The 23,220-nt window shown below is 36.5% G+C and carries 20 protein-coding genes and 1 tRNA gene; 3 read left to right on the top strand and 18 right to left on the bottom strand.

The features are described 5' to 3' along the window. Positions 1 to 116: 116 nt before the first annotated feature. From queA to WC614_11365, 17 genes are all read right to left on the bottom strand, one after another. Complete coding sequence (gene queA / locus WC614_11445; protein MFA5033618.1) at positions 117 to 1,145, bottom strand: tRNA preQ1(34) S-adenosylmethionine ribosyltransferase-isomerase QueA; 1,029 nt, start codon at positions 1,143 to 1,145, stop codon at positions 117 to 119. Positions 1,146 to 1,480: 335 nt separating this feature from the next. After that, positions 1,481 to 2,497, bottom strand: coding sequence for a tryptophan--tRNA ligase (trpS, locus tag WC614_11440; protein MFA5033617.1), 1,017 nt, complete (start codon positions 2,495 to 2,497; stop codon positions 1,481 to 1,483). Further along, positions 2,494 to 2,676, bottom strand: a complete 183-nt coding sequence (locus tag WC614_11435; protein ID MFA5033616.1) for a hypothetical protein — start codon at positions 2,674 to 2,676, stop codon at positions 2,494 to 2,496. Before WC614_11435 ends, trpS begins: the two co-directional genes overlap by 4 nt. A gap of 260 nt (positions 2,677 to 2,936) precedes the next feature. Next, a complete protein-coding gene (gene rnpA, locus WC614_11430; protein MFA5033615.1) occupies positions 2,937 to 3,281 on the bottom strand; it encodes a ribonuclease P protein component in 345 nt (114 codons plus the stop codon). A 66-nt stretch (positions 3,282 to 3,347) separates the two neighbouring features. Beyond that, positions 3,348 to 3,521, bottom strand: coding sequence for a 50S ribosomal protein L34 (gene rpmH / locus WC614_11425; GenBank protein ID MFA5033614.1), 174 nt, complete (start codon positions 3,519 to 3,521; stop codon positions 3,348 to 3,350). 35 nt (positions 3,522 to 3,556) lie between these two features. Then, positions 3,557 to 4,165: an ATP-dependent Clp protease proteolytic subunit gene (locus WC614_11420; protein ID MFA5033613.1), complete on the bottom strand. Its 609-nt coding sequence runs from the start codon at positions 4,163 to 4,165 to the stop codon at positions 3,557 to 3,559. A 16-nt stretch (positions 4,166 to 4,181) separates the two neighbouring features. Then, positions 4,182 to 6,659 (bottom strand): T9SS type A sorting domain-containing protein, encoded by a 2,478-nt coding sequence (locus WC614_11415; GenBank protein ID MFA5033612.1) that lies wholly within the window; start codon positions 6,657 to 6,659, stop codon positions 4,182 to 4,184. A 4-nt stretch (positions 6,660 to 6,663) separates the two neighbouring features. Further along, complete coding sequence (tig, locus tag WC614_11410; GenBank protein MFA5033611.1) at positions 6,664 to 7,905, bottom strand: trigger factor; 1,242 nt, start codon at positions 7,903 to 7,905, stop codon at positions 6,664 to 6,666. A 41-nt stretch (positions 7,906 to 7,946) separates the two neighbouring features. Beyond that, a tRNA-Leu gene (locus WC614_11405) sits at positions 7,947 to 8,033 on the bottom strand. Between the two features lie 126 nt (positions 8,034 to 8,159). Next, complete coding sequence (locus tag WC614_11400) at positions 8,160 to 9,479, bottom strand: replication-associated recombination protein A (protein ID MFA5033610.1); 1,320 nt, start codon at positions 9,477 to 9,479, stop codon at positions 8,160 to 8,162. Between the two features lie 18 nt (positions 9,480 to 9,497). After that, positions 9,498 to 12,476 carry a T9SS type A sorting domain-containing protein gene (locus WC614_11395; protein ID MFA5033609.1) on the bottom strand — a complete coding sequence of 993 codons (2,979 nt, stop codon included), beginning with the start codon at positions 12,474 to 12,476 and terminating at the stop codon, positions 9,498 to 9,500. Between the two features lie 136 nt (positions 12,477 to 12,612). Continuing rightward, complete coding sequence (locus tag WC614_11390; protein ID MFA5033608.1) at positions 12,613 to 13,971, bottom strand: hypothetical protein; 1,359 nt, start codon at positions 13,969 to 13,971, stop codon at positions 12,613 to 12,615. A 20-nt stretch (positions 13,972 to 13,991) separates the two neighbouring features. Next, positions 13,992 to 14,750: a glycosyltransferase family 2 protein gene (locus WC614_11385; GenBank protein MFA5033607.1), complete on the bottom strand. Its 759-nt coding sequence runs from the start codon at positions 14,748 to 14,750 to the stop codon at positions 13,992 to 13,994. A gap of 99 nt (positions 14,751 to 14,849) precedes the next feature. Then, positions 14,850 to 15,962 (bottom strand): glycosyltransferase family 4 protein, encoded by a 1,113-nt coding sequence (locus WC614_11380; GenBank protein MFA5033606.1) that lies wholly within the window; start codon positions 15,960 to 15,962, stop codon positions 14,850 to 14,852. 5 nt (positions 15,963 to 15,967) lie between these two features. Then, on the bottom strand, positions 15,968 to 16,912 hold the full coding sequence (locus WC614_11375; protein ID MFA5033605.1) for a glycosyltransferase family 2 protein: 945 nt from the start codon (positions 16,910 to 16,912) through the stop codon (positions 15,968 to 15,970). 5 nt (positions 16,913 to 16,917) lie between these two features. Further along, positions 16,918 to 17,691: a formyltransferase family protein gene (locus WC614_11370; protein MFA5033604.1), complete on the bottom strand. Its 774-nt coding sequence runs from the start codon at positions 17,689 to 17,691 to the stop codon at positions 16,918 to 16,920. Then, positions 17,688 to 19,019, bottom strand: a complete 1,332-nt coding sequence (locus WC614_11365; protein MFA5033603.1) for a hypothetical protein — start codon at positions 19,017 to 19,019, stop codon at positions 17,688 to 17,690. The genes WC614_11370 and WC614_11365 overlap by 4 nt, the downstream gene beginning before the upstream one ends. A gap of 308 nt (positions 19,020 to 19,327) precedes the next feature. Here WC614_11365 and WC614_11360 point away from each other — a divergent pair, with 308 nt between their 5' ends. Further along, positions 19,328 to 20,830, top strand: a complete 1,503-nt coding sequence (locus WC614_11360; GenBank protein MFA5033602.1) for a glycosyltransferase family 39 protein — start codon at positions 19,328 to 19,330, stop codon at positions 20,828 to 20,830. Positions 20,831 to 20,887: 57 nt separating this feature from the next. Here WC614_11360 and WC614_11355 read toward each other — a convergent pair whose 3' ends face one another. Then, positions 20,888 to 22,093, bottom strand: coding sequence for an ankyrin repeat domain-containing protein (locus WC614_11355; GenBank protein MFA5033601.1), 1,206 nt, complete (start codon positions 22,091 to 22,093; stop codon positions 20,888 to 20,890). Positions 22,094 to 22,540: 447 nt separating this feature from the next. On the opposite strand from WC614_11355, the gene WC614_11350 reads away from it, so the two are divergent. Beyond that, positions 22,541 to 22,789 carry a hypothetical protein gene (locus WC614_11350; GenBank protein MFA5033600.1) on the top strand — a complete coding sequence of 83 codons (249 nt, stop codon included), beginning with the start codon at positions 22,541 to 22,543 and terminating at the stop codon, positions 22,787 to 22,789. 160 nt (positions 22,790 to 22,949) lie between these two features. Next, on the top strand, positions 22,950 to 23,198 hold the full coding sequence (locus tag WC614_11345) for a hypothetical protein (GenBank protein ID MFA5033599.1): 249 nt from the start codon (positions 22,950 to 22,952) through the stop codon (positions 23,196 to 23,198). Positions 23,199 to 23,220 lie beyond the last annotated feature (22 nt).

Genomic DNA, 23,220 nt, shown 5'->3' with positions numbered 1-23,220 from the left:
CAAAAATACTGTTGGAGAAATGGGTAGTGTATCATCCTTATGATTCCGTTGCAGTGCAATTAATAAAAGAACTGGATAAGGAAATGAAACATCCGATGTCTTTACCGGTAGTGGGTTCATAATATAAGCATTGCGTCGCCGTAAGAATAGAATCTGTACTTTTTATCGATAGCTTTTTGGTATGCGTCTTGTATCATTTTTTGCCCTGCAAAAGCACAAACAAGCAGAAATAAAGAAGATTCCGGGAGATGGAAGTTTGTAATTAATTTGTCTACCATTTGAAACTTATAACCGGGATATATAAACTTGTTTGTCCAGCCTTCTCCTGATTTTAAGTGTTTTTTACTTTCTCTTAATTCTGCCATACTCTCAAGAGTTCTCACGCTGGTTGTACCTACCGTAACTACGGAACCGATAGCTGAATTAACAGAATTAATCTTATCTGCGGATGACTCCGAAATCTCATAGTATTCAGACATCATTTTATGCTCTTCTATGTTTTCGCATCTTATAGGATTGAAACTACCTAACCCGGTATGCAATAAAATCTTTGCTATGTTTATTCCTTTTTCTTCTATTCTGGTTAATAGGGATTTCGTGAAATGTAATCCTGCAGTTGGCGCAGCACAAGCGCCTTCCGTCTTTGCGTATACCGTTTGATAAGTCGTTTTGTCTTCGGAAAAAGCCTCTCTCTTTATATAAGGCGGGAGAGGCATCCTGCCGTATCTGTTAAGTTTGAGTTCGAAATTCTCCATAACAGGAAACTTGAACTGTATAGTATCATTCACGGAAATTATTTCTCCGCTGAAATCGGGCCCGAACTCAACTTTAACTCCCGGTTTCATTGAACGGTTTGGTTTGCCTATGAAAGCCCAGCAGGAATCGTCAGTTTTATTTGTTAACAGTATTTCTACTTTACCGCCTGTATCGGTTCGCTTGCCGATAAGACGAGCCGGCATAACTTTAGTTTCGTTCAAAACAAGCACATCTCCGTTGTTAAGATATTCTATTATTTCGGGAAAAACCCTGTGTTCAATTTTGCCAGTATCTTTATGCAGAACTAATAATCTTGATTCTCCTCGTTTGGCAGGATACTGCGCAATAAGAGATTCCGGCAACTCGTAAGAAAAATCTTTTATTAACATATTTTATTAAGAAAAATCTTTTTTAGGACGCACCTGCCAAACAGAACGGCAGGCAGGGATTCCCGCAGATTGTCAGGATTTATAAAATTTTTTCCGCTCTCTGTTTTTGTTATTCGTTAACTATAAACTGTTTTCTTTAATTTGTGTCTATAAATTTGTTCTTTGTTTAATCTTTTATCCTGTTAATCCTGTCTAAAATTCCTGATCCTTTTTGTATTCGTTATTTGTTTGTAGTTTTTCAATTTTTATGTTTTTTCTTAATCTTTTTGTTATCTGCGTTGATCCCTGCCTGCCGGCAGGCAGGTGCGTCCAAAATTTTCTGTTTTTGAATGAGGTTACCACAATTTCATTGCTTTTTTCACTTCTTTGAGAGTTGCGTTCGCAACTTCTCTTGCTTTTTTTGAACCTTCTTCAAGGAGATTGTCCACGTCGTTTATATTTATTTGCGCTCTTTTTTCCCTGAAGGGTTCAATAAATTTATTCATTGCTATTGAACATTCAGCTTTGCAACTTACGCATCCACGAGTTCCTTCTTCACATTCTTTTTTTATTACGGGAATAGCTTCTGAACTTGCAGTAAGTTTATGATAAGCAAAAACAATGCACCCATCCGTATGTCCGGGGTCGGTTTTACGAATTTTTAGCGGGTCGGTAAATGCCTGGGAGATTTTAGATTTAATGGATTCCAAAGATTCATTTATAATGATTGTATTGTTTAGTGATTTTGACATCTTCCGTCCGTCCAGTCCGGGAACTCTTGGAGTTTTGTTAACGATGGATTCAGGTTCGGGAAATATATTTCCGTAAGCGTTGTTGAATTTACGTGCGATTTCCCGCGTCATCTCTATGTGGGGGAGTTGGTCTTCTCCGACGGGAACGGCATCCGCTTTGTAAATAAGTATATCCGCGGCTTGTAAAACGGGATATCCCAGTAAACCGTAATTCAAATTTGAATACAAATCTTCAGTTATTTCTGTAGTAGTTGTGTCTTCTTTAGTTGGAGGAGTATAATTTCTCATCATATCTTTAAGCGTTGGATTTTGTCTGAGCCAATTTACGGGCATAAGCATTGATAAAAACAAATGCAGTTCTGAATGTTGAGGCACAAGAGATTGAATAAACAGGGTAGATTTTTTGGGGTCAATTCCGCAGGCAATCCAATCTGCAACAAGTTCGCGAATTACCGGTCGCATCTCTTCTTTATTGTAACTTGTAGTTAAAGCGTGAATGTCGGCTACTTCAAAAAAGCATTCGTAGGTATCCTGCAGTTTAGCCCAGTTTGAAAACGCGCCGAATAAGTGTCCGATGTGGGCTCTGCCTGTGGGTCTGGTTCCGGATAGGATTCTTTTCATTGTTGTAGGGTTATTATTTTTAAAAGAAATTTACGGGCGATAAAAAACAAAAAGAAGAAAACGGCTATTCCTAAAATCATAGGTAATGTATTGGGTTTTATGGGTTTTTTCTGAAACAATTGACGGTTGTTCGTGTTCATAAGCGTAGGTTGCCTTCCAAATAACGGACGATTATTCATATTCATAAAATATTGAGTTTTTCTATTTAGTCAATGATTTTTTAAGGAAGCGGTTTTCTATTTTTGTTTTAAAACTCTTCGTTTTCTATTCTCTGTTTAAATTCATGTCCATCCATGCTCATTCGCGGATGAATTTCTTTAGGTTCTCTATTCTGTTTCAATCAGTGAAAATCCCTGCCTGCCGGCAGGCAGGCGTGTCCGTTATCCGTGTCTATAATCTTTTTTTGTTATTTTTTTCTCGTGTTAATCTGTTGGAAATCTCATGGTCCATATTTTTTGGGCAAAGATAGCAGTTTCAGAACGTCATTCTTTATTTCGGAGTAGGTTAATTTTTCTGCGCCCGGGTAAGCGATAACGATAGTTTCCCCGTTGAAGCAATCTTTATTTTTCCTGTAAATATCTCTTAAGCGGCGTTTTAGTTTGTTTCTTATTATAGAACCTTTTATGTATCTGCTAATAATAATGCCTACTTTTTTATCGGGGGAAGAAACATTAAAAACAGTAAAACTCTTATCCCGCTTTTTCCTGCCGCAGTTAAAGACTTTTTTAAACTCTTTTTCTTTCCTTAATCGCTCATTCTTTGTGAAGCGCTCGTCTAATGGCATAGCATAAAATCAGACATATTTCACAAGCAAGATGCTTGTGTTACAATGCATAGCATAAAATCAGGTTTATTTATCCGCTTTAGGTGATGCTCTGAATTCATCCGATACGGTAAGTTTTTTCCTGCCTTTTGCTCTGCGGCGTTTTAACACCTGTCTGCCTTTAGCCGTTTCCATACGGGCTCTAAAGCCATGAGTCCTGCGACAACGAATTCGCGAAGGTTTATATGTTGGTTCTGACATAGTTTTTCACACCTTTCCCCGCAAACGGGGACAAATCATTTTTGTTTTTGAGGGGTTATTTCCGACCCCTTTACTATAACTTTATCAATAAGATTATACTCTTTTGCTTCTTTTGGAGACATCCAGAAATTTCTATCCGTGTCTTTTTCTATTTTTTCAATAGTCTGACCTGTGTGGAAAGAAATTATTTCATTGATTTCCTGACGGACTTTGACAATTTCCTGCGCATGCAAAGCGATATCGGTTGCCTGTCCCGAAACTCCACCCATAGGCTGGTGTATCAATATCCGTGAATGTGGTAGCGCGTATCTTTTCCCTTTAGTTCCTGCCGTAAGCAACAAAGCTGCCATAGATGCGCACATTCCCATACAGATGGTAGAAACATCCGGCTTAACGTATTGTATCGTGTCGTATATCGCCAATCCTGAAGAAACGACGCCACCTGCCGAATCAATATAAAGATGAATATCTTTTTCAGGGTCTTCGGAGGCAAGTAATAATAACTGGGCAATTACCGTCCCTGCGACGTTATCGTTTATTTCCCCGTTAATCATTATTATCCTGTCCCTTAAAAGTCTTGAAAATATATCATAGGCTCTTTCACCAAAAGCAGTTTTTTCTATTACCATAGGAACTAAGTTCATAGTTTTGTATCCTCCTCTATTGTGAGATTATCATTTTTTGCACTTGCTTAAAAGTATTCGCATTGAAAACAACGAAATAAACACCTTTTCTAAGTTTGTTTTTCAGTTCAATAGTATAAATTCCTCTTTCCTGGGTTCCTTTATAGACGGGAATAACAAGTCTTCCTGTTAAGTCATAAACGCTTAGTTTTATTGAAGCTTTTTCAGGTATTCCGTATTTTATGTTTATTTTCGCTGAGCCCGGGTTTGGAGTTGGCGAGAATAATGCGAATTTAATCGGGAGTGTTTTGTTTTCTTCGACAGCCGGAGGATGAATAAAGAACGAATATGTTCCGCTGTCGGGGGCTATCGAGTGGTTACCCGCCTGGTCCATAACGGTTATATAATATTCTATTTTTAGACTATCTGTAACCGTTTGCGGTGGGATGGTATCTCTGTAAAAACTGTTAGCGAAGGAATTCATAGTGTGATATGTCCAATTAGTATCTGTGCTTGTTTTATAAAATAAAACAGGGGCGTAAACTACAAAGTTATCCGTTATTCTTGTCGTTATGTCAAACGGTCCCGTAAAACCGAGTGTATCTTCCCATACAGTAGTGTTGCTTATTACGGGAGGAATTGTATCATATCTGATATAGGCATATCCCATATTATCTTCTTCCACGTTTCCGCTGCTATCTACCAGCCATATATATATAAGGGAATCATTGGTTGTTACGGAAAGCGTATCCGGGGAAGAATGCATTGTCCCTGTGGTATCAAATTCTTCTACAGGGCTTGAATTTAATTTGTAATAGTATTCTGCTATTCCGCTTGCATCAAAAGGATTCGTCCAATTAATTACATACAGAGTTGTGGATAATGGTTTAACTATCAGATCAGTAGGGGCTCCCGGGACTACCATATCTTCAAATTCCGAATAAAGAAATGGTTTATAAAATATCTTCCCTTTACTTACATTATCGTAATGATCATAGAGTTTTGTTTTTATAATAGTAGTATCTGTTGTATTCCAGTAGTTATAACTGGCATCTATCCAGTTACTTGCATTATTGTAGACTAAATAACCCGTAGCTTGAATATTATTTCCTCTGATGAAAGTTTCCCCTGCATTATAAATAGCAGAAGCAGTTGTATCTACTATAGAATTAAAATTAATTGTTGTTGTTTTATAATCACATATGGCTCCGCCGTATTGAGCACTATTATTAATTAGAGTGTTATTTTGTATATTGGCAGTATCACAATTATATATGCCGCCGCCATATTCAGCAGCTGTGTTATTGTATATGCTATCTTTTTCTATAGTAGCAAACCCATTAGAATTAGATATGGCTCCACCTTTTTGTGCAGTATTGCTATATATATAATTATTTCTGCAAATAAGTTTTTTGTAATTATGTATTCCCCCGCCAATGCCATCGGCAAAATTATGGTACACATTATTGCTTTCTACTACGGCTGAATTATAGTTATATATGCCACCACCGTTTCCTTCAGTTGCATTGTCATATATGTCATTATGAAAAACATTTATAGAGCTTTCATTAGATAATCCCCCGCCATTATATTTGGCAGTATTGTTGAATACGGAATTGTTTCTTATGTTTGCAGTCCCGGAGTAATTATGTATTCCTCCGCCTATCCCATAATTAGCAATATTGTAAGATATATTATTGTTTGTTATTTCGGCTGAACCTTTGTTGGAAATCCCTGCTCCGCTTCCCCAGTTAACGGTTGTGGTATTATTAGAAATAGTGTCATAAGTTATAGATGCAGTCCCTTCGTTAAATATGGCTCCACCGTTATACATAGAGGCATTATGCAGGAAAATATTCCCCATTATATATGCCGTTCCTTTATAATTATTCCATATTCCTCCACCAACCGCGGTAGTATCCGTATTTGTATTGAAAGATATGGTATTGTTTGTTATAGTTGCTGCTTTGCTGTTGAATATCCCCCCCCCGCCATATTTAGCCGTATTGTAGGAAATAGTATTATTTGTTATGATGCAAGAACCATTATTGTATATCCCTCCACCGCAAAGTTCTGTAGTATTATTAGAGATAGTATTGTTTGAGATATAAACCAAATTAGAATTCATATTACTGATTGCGGAGTTTCCTGCGAATTCTATTTTACAATATTGCAAAGAGCATTTTGCCGTTGAGGTAAATAAAATATTTTCCCATCTTTTGGATGTGTCCCGTGCTGTTATTGTAATAGAATCCGTTACCGTTCCAATTGCATATAGAGTTCCAGTTACTGTTAATTGTTTAGAATCTCCCATAAGTATTTTCGTTCCGGATTCAATAGTCAAGGTTATGGAATTATCAACAATTATATCATTTGTTATAAAGTATGGACTTGCTGTTTTTGTCCATGTTGTATTCGCGGTAATATTTGTACTTACATAAGTAGTATCTGCGAAGAGTGTGGAAATTAAAACGAGGGAAAATATCCCCGGCACATATAGTTTGGTTTTAAACATATTTTTATTCCGGACTTATCTCCGCGTTTTCTATAAGGAAATTCATTGTTTTATCTACTGTAAATTCCCACACAATGGAACTAAAGATTCCTTTCTTCTGCAAATCTTTTACAAGTTTTTCGTATCCTAATTTTCTTCCTTCTTCCGTATCAAGTAACTTTGCTTTCAATTCTTCTGCCGTTATTTCAACGTGTTCTACTTCGGATAGTTGCTGCAATATCATATCTCTTTTTGCGCGCCATATGGCAATTTCTTCTAACTGGCTTTTTGTTTTTTCGTCTATATTTTTACCTGCCTGTTTGAGCATTGATTCCATATAATCTGCAACAAGGGAATTCAACGGTTTGAACGGGTTGCTTTCTATAAGGGAATTGATAATTTGAGTTCTCATTCTTGAACGAGCTTCCGTTTCTTTATCTCTTGCGATACTGGTGGTTATATTGGTTTTTAGTTCTTCCATAGACTTAAACCCTATGTTTTTTGCAAATTCATCATCTATCGGAGGCAATCTTTTTTCTTTTATTTCATGGACGACAAATGCATATTCTACCGATTTATCTCTCAGGTTTTCATCTTTATGGTCAGGTGGGTATTTAATTTTCACCGTTTTCTTATCCCCCGGAACGGTATTTTTCAGGGCGTTTCTTATTTCTTCGGGTGTTTCGGGAGCATCCATCAAAACGGTATAATTTGAAACATGATTTTTGCGATAAACGCCTTTTTCTTCCCATAATATGTCATAACTAACGATAAGCATATCTTCGTCGGAGGCAGCTCTCATAGCTGTAGGCACATAAGTAGCTTTTGAGTCTGTTAATTTGGACATTACCATTTCTATTTCTTTTTCCGTGACTTCAGTAGATAGTTTTTTTATTTTTATTCCTTTATAATTTTGGAGTTTCAAATCAGGCATAATTTCATAAGATAATTTAACTTTAAGTTCCTTTGCGGGGTCGAAATTTTTCTCTTCCAGTCTGATGTCCGACACCGGAGAGATTTTTTCTTTTTCTGCTATCCCTCTGTATGTTTCCCTGATGCATTCATTTATTGCTTCTTCTTGTATGGTGGCACTGTACTTTGACTTTATGATATTCATAGGGACTTTCCCTTTCCTGAAGCCGTCTAATTTTGCCGACGCCTGGTATTCGGAATAAAGAGACTCTATTTTCTTATTTACTTCTGTGGCAGGAATGCTAAATTCCAGCGATCTCTCACATTCATTTAGTTTTTTTATTTCAAATTCCATAATATCCTTTTTCCGTTTTAGCGGAACAAATTTTCTTTTTTTGGGCAGAGTGGGATTTGAACCCACACTCCATTTTATAGGAACCAGGTCCTAAGCCTGGCGCGTATGCCAAATTCCGCCATCTGCCCCTTAATTGTTAAATTAAGGTATTAATATCCTGTTTTATATCATATTGTTTAATTATGTCAAGGTAATTGTAGTTTAAAAATTTGTAGAAATAGAAAGAATATAATTTATATTATTGAAAGTTTTATTTATCCCTTTTTTCTTTTTTCCATTCTCTGTTTTATCTCTTGCTCAAAAGCAATATCGGAGGGAATAAAATAATGACTATTTTTCAGCTTGTCCGGTAAATAGGTTTCGTCTTTTAACTCCCCTTCTTTATGGCTGTGCGGATACTTATAATCTTTTCCATACCCTAATCCTTCCATAAGTGAAGTTACAGCATTCCTTAAATGTAATGGCACGGGAAGCGAACCGTATTTCTTTACGTCGCTCATCGCATTCCCATAAGACACCAGCGCAGAATTGCTCTTGGGCGCGGTTGCAAGATAAATTACAGTCTGGGAAAGAGGCAGATATCCTTCCGGCAATCCGACAAACTCAATCGCGGATTTACAAGCGGATGCTAATATGAGAGCTTGAGGGTCGGCGTTTCCTATGTCTTCGGCGGCAAAAATTACCATCCTTCTTACGATAAACAAGGGGTCTTCTCCGCTTTCTATCATTCGTGCAAGCCAATAGAGTGAAGCATCCGGGTCGCTTCCGCGCATACTTTTTATAAAAGCCGAAATTATGTTGTAATGCTCTTCGCCTTTTTTATCATACAAAAGGGGACAATGTTCGGTTGCGGATTTAATGGTTTCTAGAGTTAGTTCACGGACATTATCTCTGGGTTTAGTCGTAAAAACGGATGACTCGAGAATGTTCAAAGCCGTTCTTGCATCGCCGTCACTCATCCCGGCAAGATATTCTTTGACTTCTTCGGATATTTTAACGTTGAATTTTTTGAGACCGCTTTCCAAGCTTATTGCGCGATCAATTATTTTCATTATATCTTTTTCGTCAAGCGACTTGAATACGTATACCGTAGCTCGCGAAAGCAAAGGGGCGATTATCGAAAAAGAAGGGTTTTCGGTCGTGCTTCCAATCAAAATAATCGTGCCGTCTTCCACGTGAGGGAGGAATGCGTCCTGTTGCGCCTTGTTAAACCTGTGAATTTCGTCAACGAACAATATCGTCCTTTTGCCTCTTGCCCTTGAGATTTTCGTTTCTTCGGCTATCCTGCGGACATCGTTTACTCCTGAAAGGACTGCGCTGAACTCTTTGAATTCGTAGTTTTTTATTCCTGCGATGAGTCTTGCGAGGGTAGTCTTTCCTGTCCCGGGGGGGCCCCAGAATATCATACTCTGGACTTCGCCTGTTTCTATGACTTTTCGTATGTGTCCGTTTTCTCCGACAAGCCCGGACTGTCCTATAAACTCTTCGAGATTTTGCGGGCGAATCCTTTCTGCGAGAGGTTTGTTAATGGATTTATTGCAGTCCTGCTGAGAAAGATTATCGAAAAGTTGCATATTAGTGGGGGAGAGAAATTATTTCAAGAGAACTATTTTTTGTGTAAGCGTTTGATTGTTAATGGTCAATTTGCAGATATACATACCTGCGTTTACTTTATGCGAAAGGTTATCCCTGCCGTCCCATAATGCGTTATGTGCGCCCGGTTTTTGGGTAGTGTTCATAAGCGTCCTTACAAGCTGCCCGCTTACATTGTATATTTTTATGGATACCGAAGAACCAGATAATGATGGTTGAGACTTTTTAACGGAAGATTTCAGGATGAAAGATTTAATGTCGGATTTAGAAAATCCCCCGGTAATGCGTACTGCTTTTTTGCATTTCCTGTTGCTGGAATCCTTGACAAGGTTGGAGTCCGGGAAAATTGTATCCCCTAAGGATATTAAAGGATTTTGGATTTTGGACTTTAGATTTTGGATTACGGATACAGGATTACTGCCTATTGCGAGTCCCGGTACGGTAAAAGATATGGATGTTTGAGAAGTGGAAGGATTTGGGAATATGGATAAACCGGCATTATATTGGATGATTGTTTCTTCTGTTCCCGTAGTAGTGTCTACAAAAGATATGAAAAGCAGCGTGTATTTAACTCCCATCGAGTCCTGTTGTTCAATAGCTTGAGCGGTGCAAATAAGGCTTTCGGGAGGAGAGTACCATGTGTGTTGGACGCCTGCTCTTTTGAGAGTCAAAACGGTATCCAGATCTAAGTTTCCCCATTGAATATCTTGTATAAGCTTGTTAAAGTAAACGAGAATATAATCTCCGTTGCCTATTCCGTTTTCCTGCGGAAGTCCTTCATAAGCTATTGCGCTGTCGGGAACAGGTCCGTATTGCCCGAATGTTCCTTTGATTACGCAGGGAAAAATTACTGCGCCCTTAAGAAATTTATCTTTTATGTTAACGGAATCCGGGAATACCGTATCGCCGACTGCAATCGTTGGTCTGAGGCTGTCTGTTTTTAAACTGCAAACCAGAGCAAACCCAAGAGAATCCCATACGCAGGAATCTATATGCGCTTTGGCATCCAGCCATGAATGATTACGAAGGCGGAGTATGTTATTTATATTGGTTGAATTAATAGGCGGTTTGTTTGTGCGTTTGGAAAAGTAAAGAGTTATGTAATCGTCGGCATCAATGTATTCAATGGAATCCTGCCCGTCGGATGCAACGATAGAATCAATATAGGGAGCAAAAGTTCCCGCAATAATGCAAGGGGAGACGCACTGGTTTCCCCATTTATCCGTTAAACTGTCGGTTTGAGATTTACGAGGACGAACCGTATCTCCTATCATAAGCTGTGAGGTGTCGGTTAAAGTGACGGTAAGGTTTTTATAAGCAGTATCCCAGACTGCGGAAAAACTTCTCCATTTATGTCCGCCGCTTAATTTAAGTATGGAATCAATATTTGAGTTATTTACGATAAGGGTATCTATTCTCTCGTCAAAGGAAAGAGTAACTTTATCATTCGGTGTAAAAGAATTCGGAGGATTGTAAATTTCATCTCCGGTAGCGGTTGCGCTGGTAAGTAGAGGTCCTGCGGTATCAACGAAAGAGTATGTCGTAGTGATATTATGAAGCACAGGAGTGGCGAATGCGGGAGAAGCGAGGAAATCTATTTTGTATTGAATGAATTGGTCGTTATTATTTATGGATGATACTGTAGACAACAGTTGTCCGCTTGTGCAAGGAGGACAACTTGTCCAGGAAAGAGTATCGCTAAAAGTAATAGTATCCTGAAAACTTCTAATTTTTACGATAATATCCTGCCCGTTGTAATCCCCGTCCCATTCTATTTTAGTGTAATACCTTGTAGCATTTCTATTGCTTTCTCCTGTATTATATATAGAGGATATAAGACTTCCTGCGGGAACATATTTTGCCAATCTGAATATTGTTCCATTGTGGTCAGTCCCTACCAGAAGGCATTGATTACTTGTGAATATCATTGATAAAATTTTTCCCTGGCAAAGAGTCTTGCCTATTTGTACCCAACTGCTTCCTTTATCTGAAGAATAGAAAATTCGTGCGCTATCATCCACACAGGACACACCTGCGTAAAGAATGCCAAGAGAATCGCAAATCAACCTGACTTCACGGGCATTTGGGATAGGCGCAGTAGCATCGTGAGTGCCCCAACCGTTTTTAGTTTTAAAGATTTTTCCGCTGTCGCCTGTGGAGGCATAAATCGTGCTGTCCGGTCCCTCGATTAACGAGAAAACGGATTTTTGAGTGGTAGCAAATACGGCAGTCCAGTTAGCTCCGTTATCTACGGATTTTAGAACCAAACCAAGGTTAGTGCCTGAACCGGCATATACATTTCCATCAAGAGATTTGAGTAAAGAAATTATCCTGGTGTCTGCCATAGAAATATTTGACCAGTTTGTACCATTATCCACGGAACGAAGTACATAAGAATTTTCTCCACAACCAACAATTATAGTGTCAGAAAAAGTTATCATAGAATAAGTATATTTAGGACTATTTCCTGATTTAAAACAAGCAGGCCAATTTGTTTTACCGAATTCCGTAATATTTTCTATATAATATTCGTCTCCCCATTTATTAACATAACATCCGCTTAATAGGGATGAAGTAGAGTTATTCCAACATAAGGGATTTATTTTAAGTACGATATCTTCTCCACCATATAAGGAGTACCACCCCAGTTGATATGTCTCTCCATTATCCGAACTCATCCATATATCTATTCCGGTGTTTTCCCCTCCCGCAAAAATTAAATTTGTATCACCTCGAACTCCTTTTGTCATACTCCATACTTTGCTAGTATTTGATAAAGGGGTAGTTTTTGAAGAAGTACCTATAGATAATGAAATACCGGTACTCGTTTCAATGTTATTTGCGGACAGGTATTTTGTGGAATCCGTCCAGATAAGCTGGGAATCGCCATTGTTCCAATCACTTTGAACCCACGAGTTTGCATTGGCATTCAAACAGAAGAAAAACAATATTCCCCCTGCAAATAATTTGTTCCCCATTTTAATTAAATATCCCCTCAATTCCTCTCAATATTATCTTTAACGATAAAGCGCAAATAGTCAAGAATATTTTTCATTACAGTCATTTTGCCTTTAAAACTCAGTATAATCTTTCTCAGGGGCATTGAAGAAGATTCTATTTTTTTATTGTATCGCAACTATAAGAAAGATTCGTTTTTTTGTTGTTTCCTTTTATTGCGGTGACGATGGCTTCTGCTATTATTTTATTTGCTTTATATGTCGGGTGTACATCTTCTATAACGGAATCCTTCCCATTAAAGTACCAGTGCATATATTCTTTATTGTATTCGTTGGGAGACTTCAGCCTGCGGAATAAAAGAGAATCCGCTTCTGCAAAAATAATATTACTATCAGGCAATATAAGGGTGTGAGAATTTTTTGTATATGTAATATCTCCGAGGTTAAGAATAATCATTTTACTGTTATTTTGCTTGCAAACATCATAAATATTGCTGTATGCAAATTGTTCTATATCTTTAATGTTTTTATCCGGTTTTGGGATTTCCCCCAGTATTTTTTTAAAGGCGGTTATAGTTCTGTAGTAAATATCGTGTAAGTATAAAGGTATCGCTATTTCAAACAAAAAGCAAGTATAGTCTCTTATGTTTTTGGGAGTTCCTCTAAACTTTTCTATATTTAAATCAAGCGTTTTTGAATTAAAAGCAATTGGACTTATTACATTTTTCCCGTCTTTAGTTTTAGAGATATAAGGTACCGGTGTTACTGCAATATATGTCGGGGCTCCCATCAATGTAGCTCTTTGGGCTAACCACGGCGAGTATTGTACTACTACAAAATCAGGCTTGTAACGAGGGACTAATTCCCGGGACAATAAAAGCATCTGGGAAAGTCCGCCTGCGCATATTCCGGCATTCATCGAAGAGCCTCTTGTATTCTGGGAAACTATGTATGGGAAACTTTCTTCTGCCGGGCAAGCCATTCCGAAAGTAAATGAGCATCCCAGAAATAGAAACAAAGGTCTTTTAATTGTTGTATCAGTATAGAAAATGGGAACCCTAAATCCATTCCTGTCAAATTTTATTGGCACGTCTTTACTTATAACAAAAGTTTCAAATCCTTTTGCATTCGGTATTGGCCTGGCGCCTAATGTTGTGTCTGACTGCCACAGTTTTCCTTTCCATCCGCAAGACGGCCCCTTTATATGTTTATATAATTTACTTGTTCTATCTAATAATAATAAAGAAGAGTTAAAGAGTATAAAAACAAAGATTAACGTTAAAACCCAGATAATTCGGGAAGTTTTGTTTTTTAAAGTGTTTTTATCCCAGAGTTTATTGTAGGTAATTCCTGATAACCAGAGTGTTATTAAAATCGCCTTAAAAAGAATTAGTATTCCAAATAACAGTTTATTTTCTACCCCTGTTTTTGTTAGTGATAGTTCAATAAAATTAATTAAAGAATATAGGATGATTATGCCAATCGTAAATGCGGAAAAACTAAGTAATTTTTTCATTCTTAATCCGGTTAATCTTGTTATCTATTGTTTATATCTACCTTGTAAATCCTATCAAGGGTGTCTTTAAGAATAAAACATAAGTAGTCAAAAATGTTTTTTACTACAATCATTTTACTTTTGCCTACTCTGTTGTCGCATTTCAATACTGTGGGAATTTCTGCTATCTTTGTATCTTTTAATCTGCTTAATTTTATTAGTATTTCTGTCATAACAATAAACCCTTTTTCTTTTATGAAGTTATTCCCGTAATTTTTATATGCTTTTTTTAAGAGCTTAACGGAATAAGCGCGATAGAAGGAACTGTAAGTTTTTACTTTTAGATGCGGGTACAGTATTCTTAAGAATATATTAGCGGCATAGCTTAAAGCTTTACGGATAAATGTAGTGCCAATTATTTCCCCATCCTTTGCATAACAGGAGGCTATGACTAAATTGTTTCCTTCCAATATTTTTTTTATCATAACCGGTAATATGGAATCATCCCCGGTATTATCAGCTTCTTTAGTTATGATAATGTCTTCTTCTTTTGCTTCTTTTAAAACATAAGAAAAACCTGTTTTAAAAGCTTCCCCGGGACCTTTATTCGTAGAATGAGTAAGAACTTCTACCGGAAGTTTATTTTTGAAAGATGTTGCTATTTCTTCCGTTTTGTCTGAGCTCCCGTCATTAACAATAATTGTCCGGCAACTATAATTTTTAGCAAAACATTCTATCTCTTTTAATAAAGTAGGAATGTTTTTTTCTTCATTGTATGCCGGAATAATAAATATTATCATATATAATAATTCTTAACCTCTAAGAGTTTTTAATGAATATAATTTCACCGGTTTTTTTGTCAACTTTAACTTAGTAATTCTTCTTGGTTTGTCACAAGGTTATTTTTCGTATATCTTGATTATTTTTTCTGCCATATTTTCCCATACAAAATTCTTGGCTTTTTCTCTTGCTCTTGTGCCAATTTCCGATAGTAGATTGTTATCATATGTGAGTTTTTCAACTGCAGAAACAATAGCTTTACTATCCCTTTCATGGACGATAATCCCGTCTATATTATTTTCTATTATATCTATTGCTCCTCCTGCGTTTGTTGTGATTACTGCGAGTCCTGATGCCATAGCTTCCAAAAATACCATACCGAACCCTTCGCAAAGAGTAGGGAAAACAAAAATAGTATAATTCCCGTATATATTAACCAACTCTTCTTCAGGAACTAACGGAATTACCTGAACTTTATTTCTTACGTTTTGTGAAAATTCGGATTTAATTGTTTCTTCCGTTTCTACTCCTCCCACTATAGTCAAACTCAGGTTATCAATTTTATTTGCAAGTATCGAATATGCATCTGCAAGGTATTTTACTCCTTTTCTTGGAATCCACGTCCCGACATACAATAACGAATTTTTGCCGGGATAGGATTTTTTTTGTTTTAGAAAAAACTTTATAGACACTCCGGCAGGTATTACTTTTATTTTTTCTGTTTTTATGGAACAATGCTGAACGATAAAATCTTTATCAACGCTGTTTAAACATATTACCATATCGCTTAATTTCATTGATAATTCTACGCTTCTAAGCCTTACGTTAAATCCTATTTTATGTATTAAAGATAATTTCAGCAATCCGAGTTTTTCATTTTCTTTCCTGACTTTTTCATCCAGGTGTTCAAGTCCTATGGATAAACAAATATATTTGTTATTCAGTTTTAGAACTCTTTTATAAAGCCCCCATATAAAACCGTCTCCCGAAGCAATCTGGACAATATCAAAACCCTTGTATAATTTATAATATTTTCTGACTGCAAAAAATACGGCAAGAGGAGAATTAAAGTATCGTAAATGTTTTGTCGGCAAGGCGGTTTTTAAGTCTTCGCTAAATATATACTTAACAAAGTGTCCCCTTTTTTCTAATTCTTTCCCGAGTTTAATGAGTATTTTGGGCGAACCAAGTTTTTCGTCGCAAGGGAAATTTCCGGCCAGTAAGATTTTCATAAGTCTTATTTTTGAGGGTATGTTATTTTTAAGTATAATTTATGTATGGACATCAGGGGAAACAGGACAATTCTTAACATTTTGAATAAAAGAAATCCACCGATACCATAATGTTTTTTGAAAAAATAAGCAAGGCTTTCCTCGTGTAGTTTTTTTCTGGTATTTTCAAAGTACCCTAATGATTTTGAGCCGTAATGGATTATATAAGCTTTCGGATAATAGTACATTTTCCAACCCTGTTTTTTTATTCGATAACACCAATCCGTTTCTTCAAGAAACATCATATAGTTTTCGTCCATTAAGCCTACTTGTGTTGCTACTTCTTTGCGTACCATCATACATGCCCCGCTTATATGTGCCACTTCGTTTTCCGTGTCAACTGCTTTCGGACCTGCGGTACTGCACCCGGGTTTGTAAATTAGAGGGGAATTGTGGAATATTTTTTGTATCCCGGAATGTCCTACTAAACTGTCCCAGAATTCTCTAAGAGGAGTAAAAGAGTATTTTGAGGATGGCGGAGATGCGGAATCCATTTTTTCTGTCAAATACATTTTACATCCAAGCGCTCCTATGGTTAAGTTTGTATCCATAAATTGTACCATTTTATCAAAGGCAGAATCTAAAATAATAGTATCGTTATTCAGGATAAGCAAATACCGTCCGTTTGCCAGTTTTAATGCTTTGTTATGATTGCTTGCAAATCCTTCTGTCTTATTGTTCCTGATTAAAGTAATTCCGGGGTATTTTTTTTTAATCAATTCCGGTATTTTATCATTTGAACAATTATCTATTACAAATATTTCAAGGGTTACGTTTTTAGTTTCCTTAAATATAGAGTCGAGACATTTTTCTAAAAATTCTTTATTCTTATGATGAACGATAGATATGCTTAAATCAATATGATTTTTTAATACTCCTTTGTCTTTAGGTGTAATAACGGACAGTTTCATAACAATTATATTTTTTTACGGTCAGTTTTTACTGCAATGTTTTTTAATTTATCTTTAACTGTTTTTTCTAATTTTTTAGACATTTTATAGTATTGTTTGCCGGTTTCTTTTTCTTGTTTAGTCCCTTCAATATAAGAAGTTTTTAATCTTTGTAACACATTGGAAAGCAATAAAATGCAGTTATCGTAAAGCATATTTTCAATACAAGCAAAATCTTGGCTGGCAATATCGTTTCTTTTTACGGCAATTATACTTCCCGTATCAACACCTGTATCTACCCAATGGACACTACATCCTATTTTATCAAACTCGTTGTTATAAACAGCCCATTTCCAGCAATCTATACCGCGATAAAACGGTAGAATTCCAGGATGTGCATTCAATGTCCCAAGTTTTGGTATTTCAAGGATTTCCTTTTTAACTATTCCGGTTTGCCCGAGGATTAAAATATCAGGGTTCAGCATCTTAAGGATATTTATTGTTTGTAGAGTATTTGTCCCGTGAGTAAAAAATACCTGTTGTGCTAATTTAGAATAGTCGGTTGTTATTGGTTTTTCATCTCTTGTGTATTTTTCTCCCTGAAACATTTTTTCTATGGAAAAGCATAAAGCATCCCAAATGCCGACTCGTTTTTTTACAGAGTTAAATAATTTCCAGTTATAGTTTGGCGGTTGTTTAATTACGACTACGGCATTAGCTTGGAGGTCGTCAAGGATAAATCTGTTCAATACTTTTTTACCAAAATTGCTATTTTTATTTGTCAAAACGACAATGTTCATCGTGACGCCTCTAACAATTTTTTTTCTCTTTCCAGCCAGTAATTGGCTATTCCCCCGGGGGTATCGCAAAAGAAATCATCATTTTTGCAGACTGCATTTAGCAAATACTTGTAACTATCTCCCCATTCAGGGAAAAGCGTATTATTCAGTGTCCTTGGATGAAAGTCAACAACAAAAACTCCGCTTGAAGACCTGGCATTATTTATAAGCGAATCTATCATATCTTCATATTTTGTAAATTTCGATTCTTTTCTAAAATCAAATAATTGAGCATCCATCAAACTCGGTGGCAATTGTAAAGTATCAACCCGGGAAGAGGTATTTGAATCGTACAAATGAAAAGGGCTGCTTATGCCGTAACGGAACCCGCTGTGTTTTTCGAAACAAATGCTGGAATCGTATACCAGTCCTATTTCATTGTGAATTGCCGATGTCTGTGCTGCATCATCCTGGTTCCAGTGCCAGTAGTGATGACGATTGCCTGTAATGTTTTTGCCCAGGACGGATTCTATTTTTTGTTTTTCGGCTTTGAAAGAATTCACAGATTTGTATGCAAGATAACTTGCATGCATTCCTATTTCAAAGCCATGATTTTTCAGGGTTTCAAACACTTGAGAAAACTTTTTCCCGGAGACATCATAAAACGGGTCCGGTGCGTATAATAAATAGCGTAATAAGTTCCCTTTATATCCGCAAAAGTAAAAAGCAGATTTTAAACAGTAGGTGGTTTCTAACTTCATACATTTTTCAAAGTTCCAGAAAGTTTCTTTTCCGAACAATATATCGAATATTTTAACAGGGTTAATATTCGGTTTATTTTTTGTGCAATATCTTATTGCTTCTATCCATTTTATCATCACCGGGTAATCAATATCGTGGGACAAAGCAACTGCGTATTTTTTACCGTAAGGCCAGGATGGAAGAGGCCGATGACTTTTACTGAAAACATTTAACAATATGTCTGCATATTTATTTACGATTGGCGTGTGCAGCAGGTTATTTTGATAGAGAAACGATTGTTGAATATTGTGCCTGTCTTTTTTATCTCTATTTATAAATTTTTCATTCCAGCCTGTCAGCAAATAGAAAGAAGAAAAAATTATATCGTTTGCCAAAAGCGTTTTATCATTATCCAAATGATAGACTTTATTTTTTAAGCTAATTTCGTCAAAAAAAAGGAATGGGATTTCTTTATCGTAAATTATCTTAATAGGCGTATCTATCATAATAGAGTTTAAGCATAACGGTATAATATGAAGCTTGCAATTTACATTTTTATCGTGTCCATAATAAACATCAACCTCATTGTTTGAATTCTCTTCTTTCACAAATTCCCATGGGAATCCGGCGATGGCAAGCAGTGTTTGAAAAGTATATTTTATTTCGGGCGCTTGTAGCGTAAATGCCGTATCGCTACCTATTAAAATTCTAATTTTTTTCAGTTTTTATCCTTGTTTTGTTTTACAACTTATTGTCAGTAGTCTGAGCATATCCTATGTTTTAATAAATTACTAAAGAATAGCAGTCTGTCAATATTTTCTTCCTGTTTTCTTATTAAGGTTGACAAAAATTTTTAATAAAATTATAGTTTACTGTTTGGTTATAGAAAAAAGTTAACAAGTGGGAGCAGAAGAAAATGACAACTCCGTGTAATAGTTTATTGAAATTTAAAACTTCTCTTTTCTTTCTAATAGCAACGATATATTTGCTGTTTGCGAAGGGGCTGCCGTGGGTTGAAGCGGATTTTCAGTTGGAAATATCCCGGAATTTAGTTCAACGACATTCTCCGTCTCTGGCTAAAGAGACAAATGATACTTTATTAGTCCAGGGGAAAAACGGAGATTGGTATGATTGGCATGGGATTACAAATGTTTTTCTGATGACGCCTATTGCTATGTGTGAACCGATTGTAAGTAAAGTAATACATAAGGATGGGGGCGTTAAACAGGTTACATCTTTTTGGGGAGCATTAACCGGCGTTGTCGTTAATGCATTAGCATGTGTGGTTTTCTTTTCACTGCTTTGTTCCCTTGGAATGTCGCTTAAAGTATCTTTTTACACTACATTATGTTCAGCTTTTTTTACAATTATTTTTCCCTATTCTTCTACGAATTACGAAGGGAATTTAAATATGCTGTTTATAGTGAGCTCATTATATTTTTTATTTGAATTTTTAAGAAAACAGAGATTATGGCATTTAGTTTTTTGTGGAATTTTTGCAGGGTTGACAATCAACACAAGAGACCTCTCGTATGTTTTTCTTTTCTTTGTGTCTGTTTTTATTTTTGGGACTGCTTTAAAAGAAAAAAATCCCAAGATAATATTTGTTTTTTTAATAGGAGTAGCTCCTTTCTTTTTTCTTTGGGGATGGTATAATTGGATAAGGACCGGTGGTTTTTTCATAAGTCCAAGTGCAAAAGCAGTATTAAATAAAGGGTATTACTATATCGACTCTATTGCGATAGGAGTGCAAAAAACAGTTTTTAATAAGAATAAGAACATATTTTTATATTCACCAATTTTAATATTATCGATATTGGGTTGGAATCAATTTTTTAGAGAAAAGAAAAAAGAGTGCATATTAATAGTATCTGTTGTGGCTTTTTATCTTTTCGGAAGCACTTTATTGTGGTCTGATTTTTTTAGTTGGGGACCAAGATATACGCTCGAAATTACTCCATTATTGATTCTGCCTTTAGGATATTGGTTAAAACCCAAATTTTCGCCAAGTAAAAGATTTTTTATTTATAGTTTAGCTGCTTACAGTTTGCTTATTCAATTTGCGGGGACATTGGTTAACTGGCACGGGAGAATCCGCTACTTCTGGGATAAGGATATGGAGTATGTATTTTATTACAGGTATCCGCAATTATGGGATACCGTAAAGATTTTATTTATAAATTTATGGAATTTATTTTTAGGAACATTGCATACTTTTGAAAGCGCCCAATATACGCCCCCGGAGATATCTAATGAGTCTCTTTATGCTTCGAATACGGTATTCACGTGGTGGAACAGGTTAATGTTTATGGGGGTTAATCCTATTTGGATAGGGATTTATTGGGTTGGCAGTTTGTTGGTGGTTTACTGTTCTGTAAGGTATATATTGAGTTTCGTGCGAGGAGAAGAGGGGAAGTAGGGGATTACGGGAACAGATTTTTTTGATACAGGTTTTCCGGATGATTTGTGTTTGGGGTTATAAGTTCCTATGTGCCCCTTTAGCGATAAGCAATCCTGCGATTTCTTTGTAGTCTTTTTCCAATGCCCAGATTAGCGGGGTATTGCCGTACCTGTCTTTTACATTAACATCCGCACCCTTAGCGACAAGCAATTCTACGATTTCTTTGTAACCCTTTTCCGATGCCCGGATTAGCGGAGTGACACCGTTATTATTTTTTACATTAACATCCGCACCCTTAGCGACAAGCAATTCTGCAATTTCTTTGTAACCGTTTCCCAGCGCCCAGACTAGTGCGGTATTGTAATATTTGGTTTCCGCATTAATATCCGCACCCTTAGCGATAAGTATTTCTACGATTTCTTTGTACCCCTTTTCTGATGCCTGGATTAGTGGGGTAACGCCGTTATTGTTTTTTGCATTAACATTCGCACCCTTAGCGATAAGTAATTCTACGATTTCTTTGTACCCCTTTTCTGATGCTCGGATTAGGACGGTATACCCGTATCTGTCTTTAGCGTTAACATCCGCGCCCTTAGTGACAAACAATTCTACGATTTTTTTGTAGCCTTTTTCCAATACCCAGATTAGCGGGTTATTGCCGTATTTGTCTTTCACATTAACATCCGCGTCCTTAGTGACAAGTATTTCTACGATTTCTTTGTAGTCTTTTTCCAATGCCTGGATTAGCGGAGTAACACCGTTATTATTTTTTGCATTAACATCCGCACCTTCAGCGATAAGCAATTCTGAGATTTCTTTGTAGCCGTTTTCTAATGCCTGGATTAGCGGGGTATCGCCGTATCTGTCTTTTACATTAACATCTGCACCTTCAGTGATAAGCAATTCTGCGATTTCTTTGTAGCCTTTTTCCAATGCTTGGGTTAGCGGGGTATTTCCCCATATACTTTCTTTTGCGTTAACATCTGCGCCTTTGGCGATAAGCAATTCTGCGATTTCTTCATAGCCGTACCGCAATGCAAAGTTTAGCGGGGTATCGCCTTGGATGTCTTTCACATTAACATCCGCGCCCTTAGCAATAAGTAATTCTGTAATTTCTTTGTAGCCTTTTTCCAATGCCCAAATTAGTGGGGTATATCCGTACCTGTCTTTTATATTAACATCTGCGTTGCTGGATAAAAGTGAAAATTTAATTGCTTCTTTTACTTTTTCTAAATCACCGGTTTTAATTGCTACAAATAAGGATTCTTCCCGTTTGTTCATATTGTTTTCTTTATTTTTAATTCATATTGCCTTTATAATCTATTGTCAACAGTTTTAAACTTATAGCGTGTTTCGTATGATATGTTTTCCCATATTAAATGGTATAATGTTTTTCGAGAGAAAATCGACTAAAATAGATAATGATAACTTCATCAAAGTATTACTTTTATCTGAATCTCCGGAACTTACTTAAAAGGAATCAGCTTAAAGGGTTTTACTAAGAGGTTTCTTAGGACGGGTAAAGGTTTGCCCTTGCGGGAGGTATTGCATATATAAAAGTTTGGGTAATTCGCCTGAGGCGTACAGACACTCCGTCTGATAAAAAAAGGAAAACTCCAGTAAAAAGTTGACATTTTTTGAAAATACAATATTTTTAGTTAAAATATGAGTTCTATTGCAATTCTTTTAATTAAAGGAAAGAATTAAACAAATAAAAAAGGGGGAAGAATGCTTTTTATGACCACGATGGATGTGATACCGGGGAAGATAGAAGATTTGCTTTATCTTACGAAAAAAGTAAAAGCGCCGGAAAACATAAAGATAAAACAGTTTCTTAAATTACTTGGAGCGCATGATTTTGTAGTTATATATGAAGCTCCGAATGAATCCGAAGCATTAGAATTTGTTTTGAAATTCACAACGGCAGCTTCTACCAGGACTTCTTTGTCGAGTCCGGTTGAAGGATACGAGAAATAGAAAACAGAATAGAGAAAGATCAACCACCCCGCCAAGGCGGGGTAAACTCCGTCCACGGAGAACAGAAAATTGAGGGTTGAAAAAATAACAGATAAGAAAATGGAGATAAGAAAAAGAGAGGGCACAGAGAAAGAAGAGAGTTGAACTAAAAGGGGGAAAAATGCTTTTTATGACTACCTTTGATGTAATACCGGGAAAGTCGGAAGATTTATTTTATCTGACTAAAAAAACCAAGGCACCGGATAATATAAAAATAAAAGAATTTCTAAAATTATTGGGAGCACACGATTTCGTAGTCGTATATGAAGCTCCAAACGAAGCTGAAGCATTGGAGTTTGTCCTGAAATTCACGCCGGCAGCTTCGACAAGAACTTCTTTATGCAGCCCGGTTGAAGGATACGAGAAGTAATTCGTTTTTTAATGTTCTTCTA

The sequence above is a fragment of the bacterium genome (assembly GCA_041649255.1).
Classification (GTDB): Bacteria; Hydrothermota; UBA3073; order JACQXS01; family JAQTXJ01; genus JAQTXJ01.
The sequence above is the reverse complement of the archived record's forward strand: the minus strand, read 5'-3'. Positions and strand labels throughout refer to the sequence as shown.